Below are 17,984 nucleotides of genomic sequence, written 5' to 3' on the forward strand. Positions count from 1 at the left end.
GCAGCGCGTCCGGACGGCGAAGAGGCGTGCTTCAATGGCTCTTTCGCGCTGTCGCGACTGACGTCGCTCCCACAACCCATTGTTCCATCAGAACGCGTGATCGAAACCGACCTCGCCCTGCACGCCGACCTGGTAGGCCGAGACGCGGCGCTCGAAGAAGTTGGTCAGTTCCTGCACATCCTGCAGATCCATGAACGGGAACGGGTTGGTCGAACCGAAATGCTTGGGCATGCCCAGCTGCGCCATGCGCTGGTCGGCGCAGTATTGCAGGTACTGGCGCATGTCCTTCAGCGACAGCCCGGCCACGCCGCTGGACAGCGCGTCCTCGGCGAAGGCGACCTCGCATTCCACCGCCTCGCGCATCATCTGCACGACCTGGGCCTTGAACTCGTCATCGATGAGGTCTGGTTCTTCCTCGCGCGCGGTACGGATGACCTCGAACGCGAAAGCCATATGGCAGCTCTCGTCGCGGAACACCCAGTTGGTGCCGCTGGCCAGCCCGTGCAGCAGACCGCGCGAGCGCAGGTAGTAGACATAGGCGAAGGCGCCGAAGAAGAACAATCCTTCGATGCAGCCGGCGAAGCAGACCATGTTGAGCAGGAACTGCCGGCGCTGCTCGCGCGTCTCGATGCGGCGCAGGTCCTGGATGGAGTCGATCCACTTGAAGCAGAACTCGGCCTTCTTGCGGATGGACGGGATGTTCTCTACCGCTGCGAACGCCCTGGCGCGCTCGTTAGGGTCCGGCAGGTAGGTGTCCAGCAGGGTCAGGTAGAACTGCACATGCAGCGCTTCCTCGTACAGCTGCCGCGACAGGTACATGCGCGCTTCCGGCGCGTTGATGTGCTGGTACAGGTTGAGTACCAGGTTGTTGGAGACGATGGAATCGCCGGTGGCGAAGAACGCGATCAACCGCTCGATCAGATGCCGCTCGGCCGGCCCGAACTTGTTCTTCAGGTCGTTGGTATCCAGCGAAAAGTCGACCTCTTCCACCGTCCAGGTATTGCGGATGGCGTTGCGGTACATCTCGTAGAACTGCGGATACCGCATTGGGCGCAGGGTCAGCTCGAAGCCGGGGGAGAGGAGGCGAGAAACGAGTGGAGAGGAGTGAGAAATGAGGGAAGATGTATCCATGGTGACATTGGAGGTCATATGCACTACCAGAATGCGTTGGTGTGGCGGAAGGCGATGGAGGTCGCCCGCGGGGTGTATGGGTTGGTTCCCCTTTTGCCGAGGGAAGAGGTATATGGCATGCGCAGCCAGCTCACGCGTGCCGCAGTTTCGGTTGCGACGAACATCGCGGAGGGGTGGACCCGCGAATCGCCCCGCGACAAGCTCCATTTCTTGACGATTGCGCATGGTTCGCTGTCGGAAGTGGAAACCATGATGACGCTGTGTGAGGACTTTGGTTGGTTTCCGTCTGCGCGAACGGCCGGTGTCCGGGCGGCGATAGATGAAACCAGCCGGATGCTTACCGCATTGCGCCGAAGAAAGAGAAACGAGCGATGAGGAGCGCGCAGAAGCACGCCGCTTTCCCCTCGTTTCTCACTCCTCATCACTCACTCCTGCCTCACTGGCACGCTTCGCAGCTCTCCGGATTCTCCAGCGAACAGGAAACCGCTTCCGCGGGCGCGTAGGCCTTCGCTTCGCCCACCGTGGTCTTGGCGATCTTGGTGGCCGGGCGCGAGCGCAGGTAGTAGGTGGTCTTGATGCCCTTCTTCCACGCGTACATGTACATCGACGACATCGCGCCGATGTTGGGGCTTTCCATGAACAGGTTCAGCGATGCCGATTGGTCGATGAAGGCGCCGCGGTCGGCGGCCATGTCGATCAGCGAGCGCATCGGGATTTCCCAGGCGGTGCGGTAGATCTGCCGCAGCGTATCGGGGATCTGCGCGATGCCCTGCACCGAGCCTTCGGCCTGCTTGATGACATCGCGGATTTCCGGCGTCCACAGGCCCAGCTTCTTCAGTTCGTTCACCAGATAGCGGTTGACCTGCAGGAAGTCGCCGGACAGCGTCTCGCGCTTGAACAGATTGGACACCTGCGGCTCCACGCATTCGTAGCAGCCGGCAATCGAGGCGATGGTGGCGGTCGGGGCGATGGCGATCAGCAGCGAATTGCGCAGGCCGCTTTCCTGGATGCGTCCGCGCAGCGTGTTCCAGCGGTTCTGGTCGCTGGGCACGATGCCCCAGGCGTCGAACTGCAGTTCGCCCTGCGCTGCGCGGGTTTCGGCGAAGGACGGGTGCCGGCCGCGTTCTTCGGCCAGTTCCACCGAGGTTTCCAGCGCGTGGTAATAGATGTTCTCGGCGATCTTGGCCGACAGCGCGCGCGCGGCCTCGCTGTCGAAGGCCAGGCGCAGCTTGAAGAACACATCCTGCAGGCCCATCACGCCCAGCCCGACCGGGCGCCAGCGCAGGTTGCCGCGGCGCGCCGATTCGATCGGATAGAAATTCAGATCGATCACCCGGTCCAGCTGGCGCACCGCCAGCCGCACCGTTTCGGCCAGCTTGTCGAAGTCGAAGAACTGATCCTCGTCCAGGTGATGGCTGAGGTTGATCGAGCCCAGGTTGCAGACCGCGGTCTCCTCGGCCGAGGTCACTTCCAGGATCTCGGTGCACAGGTTGGACAGGTGGATGACGTTGCCGGCCCTGGCGGTCTGGTTGCTGGCCCTGTTGCATTTGTCCTTGAAGGTCATCCAGCCGTTGCCGGTCTGCGCCAGCGTGCGCATCATCCGCGCGTACAGTTCGCGCGCCTTGACCGTCTTGACCGCCTTGCCCTGCGCTTCGGCCTGGGTGTAGGCGCGCTCGAAGGCCTCGCCGAACAGGTCGGTGAATTCCGGTACCACGCGCGGGTCGAACAGCGACCAGTCGCCGTCGCTTTCGACCCGCTGCATGAACAGATCCGGCACCCAGTTGGCCAGGTTGAGGTTGTGCGTGCGGCGCGCCTCGTCGCCGGTGTTCTCGCGCAGCTCCAGAAACTCTTCCACGTCCGCGTGCCACGGCTCCAGGTAGACGCAGGCCGCGCCCTTGCGCTTGCCGCCCTGGTTGACCGCGGCCACCGAGGAATCCAGCGTCTTCAGCCACGGCACGATGCCGTTGGAGTGGCCGTTGGTCGATTTGATCAGCGAACCGCGCGAACGCACCCGCGTGTAGCTGACGCCGATGCCGCCGCTGAACTTGCTGAGCTGGGCGATGTCGCCGTACTTCTGGTAGATCGATTCCAGCGAATCCTGCGGCGAGTCCAGCAGGAAGCACGAGGACAGCTGCTCATGGGTGGTGCCGGAGTTGAACAGCGTCGGCGAACTGGGCAGGTAGTCCAGGTTGCCCATGCGCCGGTACAGCGCCAGCGCCTCGGGCACGTCCTCGCTCAGTGCGCAGGCGATGCGCAGGAAGAACTGTTGCGGCGTTTCGATGACCTTGCGCGTGTGCGGATGGCGCAGCAGGTAGCGGTCGTACAGCGTGCGCAGGCCGAAGTAGTCGAAATGCATGTCCAGCGAATGATCCAGCGCGTCATTGAGCTTGCGCGCATTGGTCTGCACGAAACCGAGCAGGCGGTCGTTGATCAGGCCGACTTCGTGGCCGCGCGCGATCGATTGCGAGAACGCGTGGATTTCCTGGCCGGTGACTTCCTTGCCGATGCAGCCGGCCAGCAGGCGTGCGGCCAGGCGGCTGTACTCGGGTTCCTCGGCGGTCAGCAGCGCGGCGGTGCGGATCGACAGCTCGTCCAGTTCGCGGGTGCTGGCGCCGTCGTACAGGCCGGAAATGGTGCGGGTGGCCACGCGCATCGGGTCGATGGCGTGCAGGCCTTCGCAGTTGCGCTGCACGGCGCGCACGATCTTGTTCAGATCCACCGGCTCGCGGCTGCCGTTGCGCTTGGTCACGCTCATCGCGGTGGCGGTGGGCGGCGGGGTCAGCAGGAACTCGCTGTTGGCGGACAGGGTCTGGCCGCTGGCGTCGGCAACGGCGGTGGTTTCGTTCTGGGTCACGGCTGTGTTCCTCCATGCGTCATGCACGCGGCAGCCCGTCCCTCGCAGGCTGCGGGCCGGTGATCGACAGGATGGGAAAGCGGCGTCGCAAAACCGGCGACAGCGGATCCTCCGCGGCCGGGCCTGCTTCACCAGCCATCTCCCCCCGGAGATTCCGCGGCCGGCACCGCGCGGTGTGCTTCGCGCGGCTGTCGGCAGGTCTTCGGACTTGTGGACGTGAAGCGAGGAACGAGTGAAGAGGAGTGAGAAACGAGTGGAAAGCGGCAATGCCCGGCTTTTACTCGTTCCTCGTTCCTCGCTACTCGTTTCTGCCTTTGCCTAGCTCGCCGCTTCCCGAGGTCCGTGCCTCAGTGCCAATGGCGAGTTCGTTTCCACTTACCGCTGCGGGGCAGTGCCGGAATTGGCGCATCGCGCGCCGCACCGGCTTCCCTTTTCATCCGTCCGGCCTTGCAGCCGACGGAACCGACGGCCACAAGATAGTGTGGTCATCATGGTTCGTCAACGCGATATATGGATTTCTACCGCGCACCGACCGGTTTGGGCGCGGTCGGTCCGAGCGCCGTCGGCCAGGTTTCACGCAGGCCCTGGCGAGCGGCAGGTCGTGGAACATGGGCCCACGGCGCGCGCGGCGGATGGCCGCCGCCGCGCCGATTCCATCGGCTCAGCGGTTCCTGCGGCGTTCGGCCATCTGCGCAGCCATCGCGCGCATCTCTTCAGGCGACAGTTTGCCGTCGCCGTTGGCGTCGAGCTTGTCGAAATACTTGGCCACGCGCGGCAGTCTGGCTTCGGCTTCGGCTCTGTCGATCAGGCCATCGCCATTGGCATCGGCGGCCTTCAAACGATCCTGCAAGGCCTGCTTCTGTTCATCGGACAGGGTGCGCTGCGCGCAGGCCGGTGCGGCGCAGGCCAGCAGCACGGCGGAGAGCAGCAGGGTGGAAGCAACGGAATTCTTCATCGCTGGGTTCTCGTCGGTGGGAGAAAAAGGTGGCAGGTGCGGTGGAGCAGGTTGCGCATCCATGTGCGGCGGGGGAGCCAGGGCACCGCACCTGCCGGAAACATCAGTTGCCGCGACAGGCGACGGCTTCGCCGCTGGCGTTGGTGCAGCTGCGCGTGTGGACCAACGTGCCATCGGACATCGTGGTGCTGCCGCTGTAGTGGTTGCCGTTGGCGCCGGTGGCGTTGGTGCTGCGCGCGCCGTTGACGTTGCCATCGGCGTCGCGCGCCAGCGCGCCGCTGGTGCTGACGCTGCCGCCGTAGCGACCGTTGGCATGGGCGCTGCCCTGGCGGCCGGCACTGCCGTCGGCATTGCGGTAGGCGCTTTGCTGGTAACCGGCATGGCCACCGTAGGCACCGGCGGCGCTGCCGCTGCGTGCGCCGGAAGCGTTGCCCTGGCCGTCGGCCTGCCAGTTGCGCTGGCGCTGGCTGTCGAAGCGGGGATTGCTGCGGTCCACCGCGACGCTGCCGCCGTGGGCGGTACGCTGGACGGTACGGCTGCGCTCGCGGGCATCGGCGTGACTGGCGAGCAGGGTGCTGCCCAGCAGCACGGCCAGCAGTAGCGGAGTCTTGTTCATGGCGGGAATCCTCCTGGGGGAAACGGTGCGTGCCGCACGGGGAAGCGGCGGCAGGACCACATTAGGCCGGGCCGCGACGGCAGGCGTGTCGCCATTGCCAGCGGATGTGTCTGCCGCCCGCGCTGGAAACGTCTGCTTACAAATGAGCATCCGGCACCGTTTGCGGGCCGTCGCGGCGGCGGCGATAGTGGCGCCATGAGCGATGCCGCTGCCCGGATCCTGCTGGTCGATGACGATGCCCGCCTGCGCGAGCTGCTGGTGCGCTACCTGCAGTCGCAGGGTTTCCAAGTGAAGGGCGCCGCCGACGGCGTGCAGATGCGCCAGGCGATGGACCGCGGCCACTACGATCTGATCGTGCTGGATCTGATGATGCCCGGCGAAGACGGCCTGGACATCTGCCGGCGCCTGCGCGGCCAGGGCGATGCCACGCCCATCGTCATGCTGACCGCCAAGGGCGATGAGATCGATCGCATCGTCGGCCTGGAGATCGGCGCCGACGACTACCTGCCCAAGCCGGTCAACCCGCGCGAACTGCTGGCGCGCATCCGTTCGGTGCTGCGGCGCATGCATCCGGTGCCCGGCGCACCGCAGCCGGAAGGCGGCGAAATCGCGTTCGGCGCCTTCCGGCTGGATCTGGGCCGGCGCGAACTGAGCCGCGATGGCCAACCGGTACGGCTGACTTCCGGCGAGTTCGCGGTGCTGGCGGTATTGCTGCGCCATCCGCGCCAACCGCTCAGCCGCGACCGCCTGATGAGCCTGGCGCGCGGCCGCGAACACGAGGCCTTCGAACGCAGCATGGATGTGACCATCGCGCGGCTGCGCCGGCTGCTGGAAGACGATCCGCGCCAGCCGCGGCTGATCCAGACGGTGTGGGGCGTGGGCTACGTGTATGTGCCGCCGGAGCGCGCGGCGCAGGAATGTACGCCATGAGACTGCCGTTGCCGCGCAGCCTGTTCGGCCAGTTGGCGCTGGTGATCGGGCTGGTGCTGACCGGTGCAGGCGTGCTGGCGCTGCTGCTGGGCCGCGAGCTGGCCACACGCCCGGCGGCCGAGCAGATGCTGCGCGCCATGCAGGGCTTTGCCGACGTGGTAGAAGCCCTGGACCGGCACCAGCCGCATGCGCAGACTGTCAGGCAGCTGCGCGAAGCCGGCCTGGAAGTGCGCGAAAGCGCGCCGCCAGAGCAACGCCCCCGCCTGGCGCCGTTGATACGCGAACTGCGCGAACAGGCCCAGGGCAGGCTTGGGCCGGGCCGTGAGCTGCGGGTGGCCCGCAGCGGTCGCACCAACGAGGTCTGGTTGAAACTGCACACGCGCGAGCCGTTGTGGGTGTCCTTCACCCACGAGCGCCGAGGCGCGGGTGTACGCCGGTTCTCGGCATTGCTGCTGCTGGGCTGCGTGGCGCTGGTGTGGCTGGCAGCGGCGTACTTCGCGCGCCGGCTGGTGCTGCCGCTGCGGCGGCTGGCGCAGGCCGCGCCGGCAATCGCACGCGGCGATCCGCCGCCGCCGTCGCATGCGCGCGATCCGCGCGAGGTGGCCGAACTGGCGCAGGCGCTGGACCGCGCCAGCTGCGATGTGCGCGCGGCGGCGGAAGAGCGCGCGTTCCTGCTGGCCGGCATTTCGCACGATCTGCGCACGCCGCTGACCCGGGTCCAGTACGCGATGGAGCTGCTGCCCGGTACCGACCCGGAGCTGCGCCTGGGCATCCAGCGCGACATCGATGAAATCGACGCCATCCTCAGCCAGTTCATCACCTATGCCCGCGATGGCCGCGACGAGAGCAGCGAGGCGCTGGACCTGGCGGAAATCTGCCGCAACGCGCTGGCCGCTTCGCCTGCATCCTGGGACGCCGAACTGCCGGCGTCGGCGCCGCTGCATGGCAAGCCGATGGCGTTGCTGCGCGCGGTCGAGAACCTGATCGTCAATGCGCAGCGGCACGCCGCGCCGCCGTTCGCGCTGCGGCTGTGGTCCGAAGGCGACGCCTGGGTGGTGGAAGTTTCCGACCATGGACCCGGCCTGGGTGCGGAAGCGGCCGAACGCGCGCTGCAGCCGTTCGTGCACGACAGCGGCCAGGGCGGCAGCGGACTGGGGCTGCCGATCGTCGAGCGGGTGGCGCGCCAGCACGGCGGCAGCCTGCAGTTGTTGCCCAACGGCCCGCACGGGCTGCTTGCCGTGCTGCGCTTGCGCGGCGCTTGAAGCCATCGCCTCATGCCAACGGAGTCGAATCCGATGCACACGTCCCTGTTGCGGTTTGGACTGCTGTTTCTGCTGTCATGCAATGCTGTGCCAATGGCGCAAGCGCAGGGCTTTCGCGAGTGGCTGGAAGAGGCGCGCCAAGCATCCAGGCAACCGGCCGCAACACCGCCTGCCCTGCCTGCCGGCGCACGCGCGCTGCGCGATGTGGCCTACGGCAGCGATCCGCGCCAGCGCTTCGACGTCTATCTGCCTGCGCGGACGCGCAACGCGCCGGCACCTGGCGCACCGGTGCTCCTGTTCGTGCATGGCGGCGGTTGGGAAAACGGCAACAAGGACAATCCAGGCGTGGTCGAGGACAAGGCCGCCTATTGGCTGCCGAAGGGCTACATCCTGGTCTCCACCAACTACCGCATGCGCCCGGACACCGCGCCGCTGGACCAGGCCCGCGACGTTGCGCGCGCGCTGGCCAAGGTGCAGCAGTTGGCGCCGCAGTGGGACGCGGATCCGTCACGCGTTGTGCTGATCGGCCACTCGGCCGGCGCGCACCTGGCCGCATTGGTGGGCGCGTCGTCCGCGTTGTGGCGCGAGGCGGGTGCGGGCAAGCCGCGTGGCGTGGTATCGCTGGACAGCGGTGCGCTGGATGTTCCCGACCTGATGCGCCGTCCGCGCATTCCCAAGCTGTACCACCGCGCCTTCGGCGGCAATCCGGACGATTGGATCGCCGCTTCGCCGCACCACCAGCTCACCGGCGAGGCCGTGCCGATGCTGATCGTCTGCTCCACCCGCCGCCCCGATGCCTGCCCGCAGGGACGCGCGTTGGCCGGGAAAGCAGCAAAGCTCGGAGTGCGGATGGAAGTGCTGCCGCAGGATCTCTCGCACCGCGAGATCAATCGCGAACTGGGAGAGATTTCGTCCTATACCAAGGCCGTGGATGGGTTCATCCGTTCATTGGTTCGATAGAGTGGTTCCGTTCTGCGTCGTGCATGATGCCGACATTGAACTCGGCACTGCGGCCACAAACAGAGCATCTATTCCCCGCAACTAGCATACGTATCCAAAGGTTCTGCTTGTATCTCTAGCATTGCTTGGTGGAGCACCTGGCTCTTTCTGGGCAGAGCCGTTGCGCGTCCCGCGCCTGTTCAGGAAGCGTAATGAAACTGAGACGAGAGCCTAAAAAACGCGAAAGCTTCTGGCTAGACTCTATCAAGCATGGTGCACACGCCATGCTTGATCAATCGTAATCAAGGAGCGAAACACGATGAAATACATTCTGACGGCAATAATCTTCGGAATAGGTTATCTCAGTGCTTTTCACTGCTATGCCTTGGGCCATCTAACGGCCACGCTGAAATCCTACACAGCAACGCAACCTTCGCTTCCATCATCCTCGATCATCGAGTTGACGCTGACCAATGATGGGGATCGAATCATTGAGGTGGTTTCTGATGATATCCCGTGGGTCAACAAATACGGAGTAATCACCAACTCCTCTATCGTTATCAAAGACGTTAACGGAAAGGAGGCGAGGTACAAAGGAATAATGCTGGATCGCGTCGATCACAGGCTTCGGACTACCACAATTGAACCGGGGGAAAAGGTCGTCCGTTTGGTCGATGTCCCAAAGAACTACGCCGTTATCGCCGGAGTACGCTACGTTGCAAGTTTCTACAAGGGCGGCATCAGGTACCTGGATAGGCCACGTAGCGATTTCAGAAATCAAAGTGACGACAATCTCATTTCTCTAATGAGAGAGGCGGTGGTCCAGCCATTTCATTTTGTGGCTGACAAGAGCTATTCGCCGGAATCAGTAAGACTCCAGAGCGAGTTTCTCACGCAATCCTGCGATGAAAGCCAGGTTGCTATTTTTCAGAACTCGCTCAGCCAAGCGGCATCCATTTCATGGGCCGCTTTTAATGAACACTCGAGCCAGTTCGAATACTCCATTGATCCCGTAACTATGACGGTGGTCGGTTCTTTTTCGCCATCGCCGCGCTATACCAATTGGTTTGGATTTCGTGCTGGCACCTTCGATCCTCTCAATGTTCCTCCGTTAGATCAGGAGATAGATGATTCAATATTTGCTGTAGCTTATCGACTTCGCGACACCGATCGAACTATCCCACCGATTACTTTGACTTGCCGGTGCTTGCCGGAAGAGGTTAATTCAGAAACTACGATGGCTTGGGTTAGGGAGGATGTTCATTATGAGATTAATGCGTGCCCTTCTTTCTGGGTTGCGGAAGATTTCCCCACGGTCCCTAATGAGAACTCAAGAGTGGGAACGATTTTCCACGAGATCTCCCATTTTCTTGACGGGATATGGGGCGGGTCCTCGGATCTTCATCCGGCGCCAACATACAATCAGAGCTTGGATTTGGCGGTAAACAACCGAGCGCTGGTTGTCCGAAACGCAGACACTTATAAGTTCTATTTCCTCAATCAAGTTTTTTGATAATGGAGCGCACTAGGAATCGCCAGCGGCGATTCCTAGTGCGAACATCCATTTTCAGAGGTCTTGGTTTGGTGCTGGTAGTTCGGGTGTCGAAAATTGGGACATGCAGGCGAAGCACATGCAGTTCGTTCTGAAACTTTATATAGCTGGCGCGGAATAGAATTGGCGCGGCCGCACGATAATGCAGGTTCACAGGTGGTGTCAGCACAGTAACTTCCGGGGTTGACCTCTATGCCATTGGCGCCATTTGTTGCGCCAGCGCGGCGGGTCCAGCTCGGCCAACGCGTAGTGTCCGGCATGCGGCTGTGCTTGCTGCACCAGCGCCATCCGCCAGCGATACCAGCCCCAGACCAGCGCCTTGTCGGCACGCCAGCCATCGGCGCTGGCCAGCTGCTGCGGATCGAATCGCGACCACAGGCTATCGTGCTGGCCGCGAAAAGTAGGGATGCCGCTTTCGGCCGACATACCGGCACCGGTGAGAACGGCGACGGACGTGGCGTCGGCGATCAGCGCGGCGATGGCTTTGGCGGTGTGGTTGGCGGAGGTGGACATTGGCTGCGGGCTTCTCGGTCGCGACCAACGTCGCTCTTGCAAGAGACATGGGGACTGAAGTAAATGTCGCAGATGCCTCAAGCGGCCCTTTGACGCTAACACCGACGGCCAAGCATGATCAAAGCTGACTGCCGATGGAATCAAAAGACCGCCACCTTCTCGTCGCTTTTGAACTGAGCCGGTAGCAGCCTATCTTTGAATTTCAAGAGTGTGGCATTGACGCGGTAAAGGGACGGATGTTAGCTTTTAAAAAAGGGGGCATCCGGGCAGCCATGGATTGCCAGTCGTCATGCAATGTGACGTCAAATCAAGGAAAGTTAACGTGCCAAAAATTAATTTCGGCCATTTTAATCGTGGAGCGCACAATGAAATTTTGCGTTTCCGCACATCTTTCTCTTGGGTAGCCTTTCTTGTTTTCAGTTTCCAGTGTGCGATAACGGCATTCGCCGGAAATGCTGAGAATTTTAGTTCGTCGGCATTGGTTGAGAGAAAGCAGGACCTCTTTATTCCAACGTCATCCGTAATAGTAGGCGGGGTTGATGCTGGTGGCGTGACAAGCTTGTTTCGTGCCGATCAGATTTTGGCTTCTACCGGAAACAAAATCGAACAGGAGAGAGACTTTAGTAGTTCAGGTGAGATGTCGCTTGAGCTTGTTCGCACCTACAACCACTATTGGCAAGGCGTCGGCTTATTCGGCAAGCATTGGATCAGCAACTTCGACTATAAGCTGACCTTCGGCACAACGGCGCTGAATAGCTGCTTTCCTCGTCCCGGTGGCGGGGCCTGCGGAATCGGGAGCAACACGGTTGTTTATGCCTGGCGACCAGATGGTCGCACCATCAAGTTCATAAGGCAGGCGGACGGCAAGTTCTATGAGGACAAGCCCGAGGCCATCGCCTATATCGAACGGCAGTCCGATGGCAAGTTCTGGCTGTTCAATGAAGACTTTGGGCTGGAAATCTACTCGTCGGCTGGCTATGTCGAACGAGTGCGCAACTCGACTAATGTCAACTGGACGTATTCCTACACCAACGGGACATACCCATATCGGATTACGCATACCTCAGGCCGCTACGTAGAGTTCACATGGACCAACGGGCAGCTGACAGCTGTCCGCGATCCTGCCGGCAATCAGTACGGGTTTGCCTACCATGCCAACCAGTTTGGGACCGGGCTGCACCGCCTGGCTTCGTCATCCAAGCCGGGAAGTCCTGCGACGACAGTGACCTACCACTACGAGCTTGCGACGCGTCCGGCCGCCTTGACCGGCAAGTCATTCAACGGTGCTCGCTACTCAAAATTCACTTACGACGCCAATGGCTACGCCACCAGCAGCGAGCATAGCGGGCAGGAGAAATATACGTTTGCCTACACGCCGGGTACGGACGGCTTGCTTACCGTGACCGAAACAAACCCGTTGGGAAAGAGGACGACTTACCAGTTCAAGAATGGCAAGGTAACTACGGTGACCGGCGCGCAAAGTACTTATAGTGCCGGTAGCTATGCCGAAACAGTCTATGATGCGAATGGCTATCCAAAGTTGAAGTCCGACTTCAATGGCAATGACACGGCTTTCACCTATAACGCCAAGGGACAGCTGACCAAGAAGATTGAAGCCTATGGGACGCCGCAGGCGCGCACCACGCTGTACGAATGGTGGGGCGCTGGTGGGCAGCATCGATTGATGAGAAAGACGTTGGTGGGAGTTTTGCAGATCACCTATCAGCATGATGGTACTGGCAGCCGTATCTCGATGATTGAGGAGAAAAATCTGTCGTCCACTGGCGTGGCTAATCAGACTCGGCAAACCTGGTTCACTTACAACTACTACGGCAGCAACTCTGGTGGCGTGATGATGGCCGGCATGCTGGCTTCAGTGACTATGGACGGGCCGTTGGCGGGCAATGCCGATGACGTGACCATGACTTATGACAATCAAGGGAACTTGACTGCGACGCGGAACAGCCTGGGCCATCAAACCACCTACAGCAACTTCAACGGCCTGGGCCAACCCGGCCGGGTGACTGGTCCGAACGGCGACATCACCGACTATGCCTACGACGCGCGGGGAAGAGTGACCCGGGAGCGGACCTATCCCAATGGAACAACGGCTGCCGACACCACGTACACCTACCTCGCCAACGGCCTGCTGAGCCACGTCAAACGGCCGGATGGACAGGTTCGCGGCTTCCAGTACGACGTGGCCCATCGGCTGGTGGGCGAGTATGAACAGGAAGCCGGCCAGAACTACGCCTATCGCGGCTATATCTACAACGCCGCCTCATTGCCAACCTCGCTCGTGGTCAGCCGCAACGGCTATGTGCCCGGTACGACCATCAAAGGGTATGTGGACGGTGTTCTCAACGATTCCGGCAGCAACTACCGGATACGCGGCTGGGCTTGTTCGACCTACATGAACAGCTCCATCAATGTGCATTTCTATGCCGGTGGCCAAGCAGGAGTAGGTACGTTCGTTGGAAGCTATACCGCCAACAAGGCCAGCGAAAGCGCAGTAGCAACGCAATGCCAAGCGCAAGGGACGGCATACCGGTATGAAATCCCGCTGACGGACGCCATCCGTCAGCAGCATGGCAACAAGACCATCCATGTCCATGGCATCTCGCCGACCGGTTCGGGCAGTTTGAACCTGCTGCTGACCAACTCCGGCAGTTTCAGCATTCCTGCGCTGGGGGGCGGGACCGATCCCGAACCACCGTTCCCAGACCCCAACCCTTGCCCGCGCCCGGATGGTCTGCCCTGCCAGCAGCCATTGTCGGCCGGCATGGTGAGCATTCAAGCGACGCCAGGAGCGATGTACGAAAGCTACACCGATTACGATGAACTGGGACGGGTCCGCGCGCAGCGCGGCAACAACGGCCAGAACGTGCACTACACCTATGATTTGAACGGTAACGTCAAGACCGTCACCGACTCGTTGAACCGGGTGACCACACTGACCTATGACGCGCTGGACCGGCTTACCCAGTCCAAGGACCCGCTGAACGGAGTCACCCAGTACGAATACAACGCGGCCGACAAGCTGACCAAGGTCACCGATCCGCGTGGCAAGGCAACGACCTACACCTATGATGGCTTCGGCCAGTTGTGGAAGCAGGTCAGTCCGGACACCGGCACCACCACGTTTACCTACAACGCTGGCGGCCAGCGTACGTCCATGACACGGGCCGATGGCAGTGTCACCACCTACGGCTACGACGGACTGGGAAGGCTTACCGGCGTCACCGCGGGTGGGCAGACACTGACCTACGGCTACGACTGGTGCGTCAATGGCAAGAGCCGCCTGTGCAATGCCGATGGTCCGGGCACCATCGTCCACTACCAGTACGAACCGGACGGCCGTACCCGGGTGCGGCGCGACCTCACCACCGCCAACAGCGTCCAGTCCGATCACTGGACCCGCTACTACTACGACAGCATCGGCCGTCTGAATGCCATTACGTACCCCAATGGTCAGGCCGTGGGCTATGGCTATGCCGCCGGGAAGCTGACGACCATGACGGTCAATATTGGCGGTACGGTCAGCAATGTGGTGACCGGAGCGACGTACCGGCCCTTCGGCCCGGCCACGCGCTGGAACTACGGCAACGGACTGACGCGCAATCTGTATTACGACCAGAACTACACGGCAGGAGACCAGCGCCTGACCGGCATCACCACCATGAACGGCGGAACGACCCTGCAAAGTCTGCTGATGGCGTATGACGCCAACGACGGCATTACAAAAATAACGAACTACGCGAATACGAATCTGACCCAGACCTACGGCTATGATGTTCTGAGCCGTCTAACCGGCATCACGTCTGCCTCGGGCAATCAGACGCTCTCCTATGATGCTAACGGCAACAAGACCCGGCATACCTGGACCTGGGACGAAGGACTGACCGTAGATGCCAACAGCAATCGTATCAACGCAATGACATCGCACAGCTATACCCATGACAGTCTGGGCAACCGCAAGACGCAAGCCTGGAGCACCTCCACGGCTACCTACGGCTATGATGGTTTCAATCGTCAAACCAGCGTTAGCCGCAATACGGCCATCAGTATGGCCGAACCCAACTACTCCACGGTCAACCTGCCGGCCGGTACCAACAGCTACGCCTACAATGCTTACAACGAGCGGGTATGGAAGGCTGCGCCCAGCCACGGCAATTACCGCTACGTCTACGGCCCGGACAGCCTGCTGCTGAGCGAGTACAAGGACAACGGTGGAGTGTGGACCAACTACCTATGGTTCGGTGGCGAACTGGTGGGCATGGTGCGCGGTACTCAACTGAGTTATATCCACACCGACCATCTTGGGCGCCCGGAAATTGCCACCAACACCGCCAAGGCGGTGGTGTGGCGGGCCAACAACTACGCCTTCGACCGGCGAGTGACGTTGGACAGCATCGGTGGACTGAATATCGGCCTTCCGGGCCAGTACTACGACCAGGAGACCAACCTCTGGTACAACGTCAACCGATACTACGATGCGCGGTTGGGTAGGTATACGCAGAGCGACCCGATCGGATTGGCGGGAGGGCTCAATACATATGCCTATGTAGAGGGGAATCCGATTAGTTACATCGATCCTTTAGGCTTGCAGCGAGTCCCAGATCCAACAGATCATCTTTGGCGGCCGCCGTCAGACAACTGTTCGTTCATGATCGATTGCATGGATGCATTGGCTCCTACAGTCAGTGAATGCAAAAAAACTATTTGGCCGATAATGCGTCGTGGTGCTGGATACTTTCTTTGCACTTTTCCTGCGATGCAGGCATGTGATTCTATGACTAAAGATTACTGCAATGGAAAAAAGCTTCCTCCTGTGAAACCTCCGGTCGTAGTACCCGTAGACGTTCATTCATCTCTTGAACCGCCTGCTGGAACGGTCAATGTGGGTGAAATAGAGATTGTTCGTGGCGGCGGTGGAGGTGGATCGGGCGGAATGGGTGGGGGCTGGATCGGGGGGGGAGGTTCGATACGCGTTGGTGTTGTCACTGTCGGAGAGCCAGAGCCCGAAGACAAAGAGCAAGAATAGGGAGTTGCTTAGAAAGGCTATTTCTGTGGCTCATTTATTTTTTGTTGGCAAAGGCGCTGCGCTACGGTTTGTTTCATTCAGCTGGATAATTCGTAGATTTTTTTGGTTGCCACTATTTTGTCTTTGCCGTAGCTGAATACCTGCCCTAGCGATTGTTACTTTCATAATACTAAGGAAATCCCCGATTGCGCCCGGGGACTCCTAAGGTTTCACCTAACAATGGTCGTCATGAATCTGAAACCTCGACCAAGAGATGAGGATTCACGATGAAAGAGTACCTGAGCTTAGCAATACTCGTTGGGACTGCAAACGCCACGTAATGTACATTTCGAAGCGACGCAAGAAGCGGATCATTGGCCAGCTTCGGTGTCAGGGAATACTTACCGGTCCGTTAAAGTCGAAGCCGCTTCGTGGCACAGATCAACTCAAGTGCCAAGGAAAATATCAATGGTAACGTTCGGAAATATTGGGTGGTGGATATATCTTGTATTTTTACTAGGCTGCTTACTTGCCAATGCCTTTGGCGAACCTATTAGTATAGAAACCGGAATAGGCATTGCTATTGGCGCTTTAGCCATGCTAGGTCTATATGGTTATCTTACGAAGCGTAAATATGGAAGTCGAAAACTTTGGGTCGGCTGCTTCTATGCATTGCTGATTGGTACTGTTTTCTATCCATCAAAGGTGATTTTATCATCCTTGTCTGAACCTAAGGCCCTTGTTATTTTCGGGGGGATAGGTGGCATTTTGTTGATGCTTCCGCTGATTATTGCTGTATTTCTATATGCTTTCCGAAGCCACGATATATGGAAGGGGTAATTTAGCGCTATTGGAGTCTGCCAAACCAACTGTGTAACTGAGTTTCGTCACAGTGCCGTCAACGGCCCCCGCTCTTCGCCGAACATCAGCTGAAAGCTCTGCAGCGCCGGCTTCCAGTGGTGGATGCTCTTCCAGTTCTTCGACGCTTCCCGGATCGCCAGGAACAGCGCCTTCAGCGCCGACTCGTCGCTCGGGAAGATGCGCCGGTTGCGCGTGTATTTGCGCATGACCATGTTCAGCGACCTGATCGCGTTGGTCGTGTAGACCACCTTGCGGATCTCCGGCAGGAATTGGAAGAACGGGATGATGTTGTCCCAGTTGCCGCGCCACAGCCGCACCACCGCCCGGTACTTGTCTCCCCACTCGGCCTCGAAGGTGTCCAGTTCCCTCAGCGCTTCCTCGGCCGTCGCCGATTGGTAGATGCGCTTGAGCGCGGCCACGACCACCTTGCTGTCCTTGGCGTTGACGTAGCGCAGGCTGGCCCGCACCAAGTGCACGATGCACAGCTGCGTCAGTGTCTTCGGGAACACCGCGTTCACTTCCTCGGGCAGCCCTTTGAGGCCGTCCATGCTGGCGATGTAGATGTCCTGCACGCCGCGCTGGCGCAACTCCGTGAGTACCGCCAGCCAACACTTGGCCCCTTCGTTCTCGGCCAGCCCCAGCCCCAGCACCTCCTTCTCGCCACGCAGGTTCACGCCCAGCACCACGTGCGCCGATTTGTTGATCACCTGCATGTGCTGCTGAACCTTCACCACGATTCCGTCCAACCAGACGATCGGGTAGATCGCCTCCAGCGGCCGCGTCTGCCAGGCCCGTGCCTCGTCCAGCACCGCATCGGTCACCTGGGCGATCAGCGCATGCGAGATCGTCACCCCGTACAGATCAACCAGCGCCGACTCAATGTCGCGCGTGGTCATGCCCGTGGCGTACAGAGCCAGAATCTTCTCCTCCATCCCAGCCAGCCGCACCTGCCGCTTCTTCACCAGCTGCGGCTCGAACGTGCCCTCGCGGTCGCGCGGTGTCTCGACCGCCAGCTCGCCCACCGCGCTTTGCACCGCCTTGCGGCTCTTGCCGTTGCGGACATTGCCGCCGGATCGACCGTGCCGCTCATGGCCCAGATGCGCCTGCATCTCCGCCTCCAGCGACCGGTTGATCATGTGTTGCAACATCTGCGAATACAGCGTCTCCATCTCCTCGGGCGTCTTGTATCCTGCCGTCAAGGCGTCCAACTGCTCTAGGCTCAACTTCATGCAACAGCTCCTCGCGGCTATCGCCGCATCGTCTCAAAGGGCTGTTACACAGTTCAATTTACAGACCCCGAAGTAATGGCGACAAGCTATCAGTAGATCTTCTCGCATAACTCTCCCAG

The 17,984-nt window shown here is 60.7% G+C and carries 13 protein-coding genes and 1 riboswitch; of the genes, 7 read left to right on the forward strand and 6 right to left on the reverse strand.

All coding sequences use genetic code 11. The annotated features are described in order from the left end of the window. Positions 1–87: 87 nt before the first annotated feature. Positions 88–1,131: a ribonucleotide-diphosphate reductase subunit beta gene (locus CRO39_RS14215; protein ID WP_097122807.1), complete on the reverse strand. Its 1,044-nt coding sequence runs from the start codon at positions 1,129–1,131 to the stop codon at positions 88–90. Positions 1,132–1,149: 18 nt separating this feature from the next. Here CRO39_RS14215 and CRO39_RS14220 point away from each other — a divergent pair, with 18 nt between their 5' ends. Further along, positions 1,150–1,506, forward strand: coding sequence for a four helix bundle protein (locus CRO39_RS14220; RefSeq protein ID WP_097122621.1), 357 nt, complete (start codon positions 1,150–1,152; stop codon positions 1,504–1,506). Between the two features lie 61 nt (positions 1,507–1,567). On the opposite strand, the gene CRO39_RS14225 is transcribed toward CRO39_RS14220, so the two are convergent. The 3 genes from CRO39_RS14225 to CRO39_RS14235 form a co-directional block, all read right to left on the reverse strand. Continuing rightward, positions 1,568–3,886 (reverse strand): ribonucleoside-diphosphate reductase subunit alpha, encoded by a 2,319-nt coding sequence (locus CRO39_RS14225; RefSeq protein WP_097122808.1) that lies wholly within the window; start codon positions 3,884–3,886, stop codon positions 1,568–1,570. 275 nt (positions 3,887–4,161) lie between these two features. After that, positions 4,162–4,467, reverse strand: a riboswitch (cobalamin riboswitch). A gap of 179 nt (positions 4,468–4,646) precedes the next feature. Then, positions 4,647–4,940 carry an EF-hand domain-containing protein gene (locus tag CRO39_RS20975; RefSeq protein ID WP_162125928.1) on the reverse strand — a complete coding sequence of 98 codons (294 nt, stop codon included), beginning with the start codon at positions 4,938–4,940 and terminating at the stop codon, positions 4,647–4,649. 103 nt (positions 4,941–5,043) lie between these two features. Next, complete coding sequence (locus CRO39_RS14235) at positions 5,044–5,556, reverse strand: hypothetical protein (protein ID WP_244904263.1); 513 nt, start codon at positions 5,554–5,556, stop codon at positions 5,044–5,046. Positions 5,557–5,751: 195 nt separating this feature from the next. On the opposite strand from CRO39_RS14235, the gene ompR reads away from it, so the two are divergent. The 4 genes from ompR (at position 5,752) to CRO39_RS14255 (ending at position 10,200) form a co-directional block, all read left to right on the forward strand. Beyond that, entirely contained in the window at positions 5,752–6,486 is a 735-nt protein-coding gene (gene ompR, locus CRO39_RS14240) for an osmolarity response regulator transcription factor OmpR (protein ID WP_097122622.1), read from the forward strand. Then, on the forward strand, positions 6,483–7,748 hold the full coding sequence (locus CRO39_RS14245) for an ATP-binding protein (protein WP_162125927.1): 1,266 nt from the start codon (positions 6,483–6,485) through the stop codon (positions 7,746–7,748). The genes ompR and CRO39_RS14245 overlap by 4 nt, the downstream gene beginning before the upstream one ends. Positions 7,749–7,841: 93 nt before the next feature. Beyond that, positions 7,842–8,708: an alpha/beta hydrolase gene (locus tag CRO39_RS14250; protein WP_244904264.1), complete on the forward strand. Its 867-nt coding sequence runs from the start codon at positions 7,842–7,844 to the stop codon at positions 8,706–8,708. A gap of 298 nt (positions 8,709–9,006) precedes the next feature. Beyond that, positions 9,007–10,200: a M35 family metallo-endopeptidase gene (locus CRO39_RS14255; protein WP_097122625.1), complete on the forward strand. Its 1,194-nt coding sequence runs from the start codon at positions 9,007–9,009 to the stop codon at positions 10,198–10,200. Between the two features lie 201 nt (positions 10,201–10,401). Here the strand turns inward: CRO39_RS14255 and CRO39_RS14260 are convergent, their stop codons facing one another. Further along, positions 10,402–10,752: an SIR2 family NAD-dependent protein deacylase gene (locus CRO39_RS14260; protein ID WP_102047698.1), complete on the reverse strand. Its 351-nt coding sequence runs from the start codon at positions 10,750–10,752 to the stop codon at positions 10,402–10,404. Between the two features lie 289 nt (positions 10,753–11,041). On the opposite strand from CRO39_RS14260, the gene CRO39_RS14265 reads away from it, so the two are divergent. Both CRO39_RS14265 and CRO39_RS20585 read left to right on the forward strand, forming a co-directional pair. After that, positions 11,042–15,796, forward strand: a complete 4,755-nt coding sequence (locus CRO39_RS14265) for an RHS repeat-associated core domain-containing protein (protein ID WP_097122626.1) — start codon at positions 11,042–11,044, stop codon at positions 15,794–15,796. A 447-nt stretch (positions 15,797–16,243) separates the two neighbouring features. Next, entirely contained in the window at positions 16,244–16,615 is a 372-nt protein-coding gene (locus CRO39_RS20585) for a hypothetical protein (RefSeq protein WP_141400817.1), read from the forward strand. Between the two features lie 47 nt (positions 16,616–16,662). Here the strand turns inward: CRO39_RS20585 and CRO39_RS14270 are convergent, their stop codons facing one another. Next, positions 16,663–17,865 (reverse strand): IS256 family transposase, encoded by a 1,203-nt coding sequence (locus tag CRO39_RS14270; protein ID WP_097122627.1) that lies wholly within the window; start codon positions 17,863–17,865, stop codon positions 16,663–16,665. Positions 17,866–17,984 lie beyond the last annotated feature (119 nt).

The organism is Pseudoxanthomonas wuyuanensis (assembly GCF_900215535.1).
GTDB classification, from domain to species: domain Bacteria; phylum Pseudomonadota; class Gammaproteobacteria; order Xanthomonadales; family Xanthomonadaceae; genus Pseudoxanthomonas_A; species Pseudoxanthomonas_A wuyuanensis.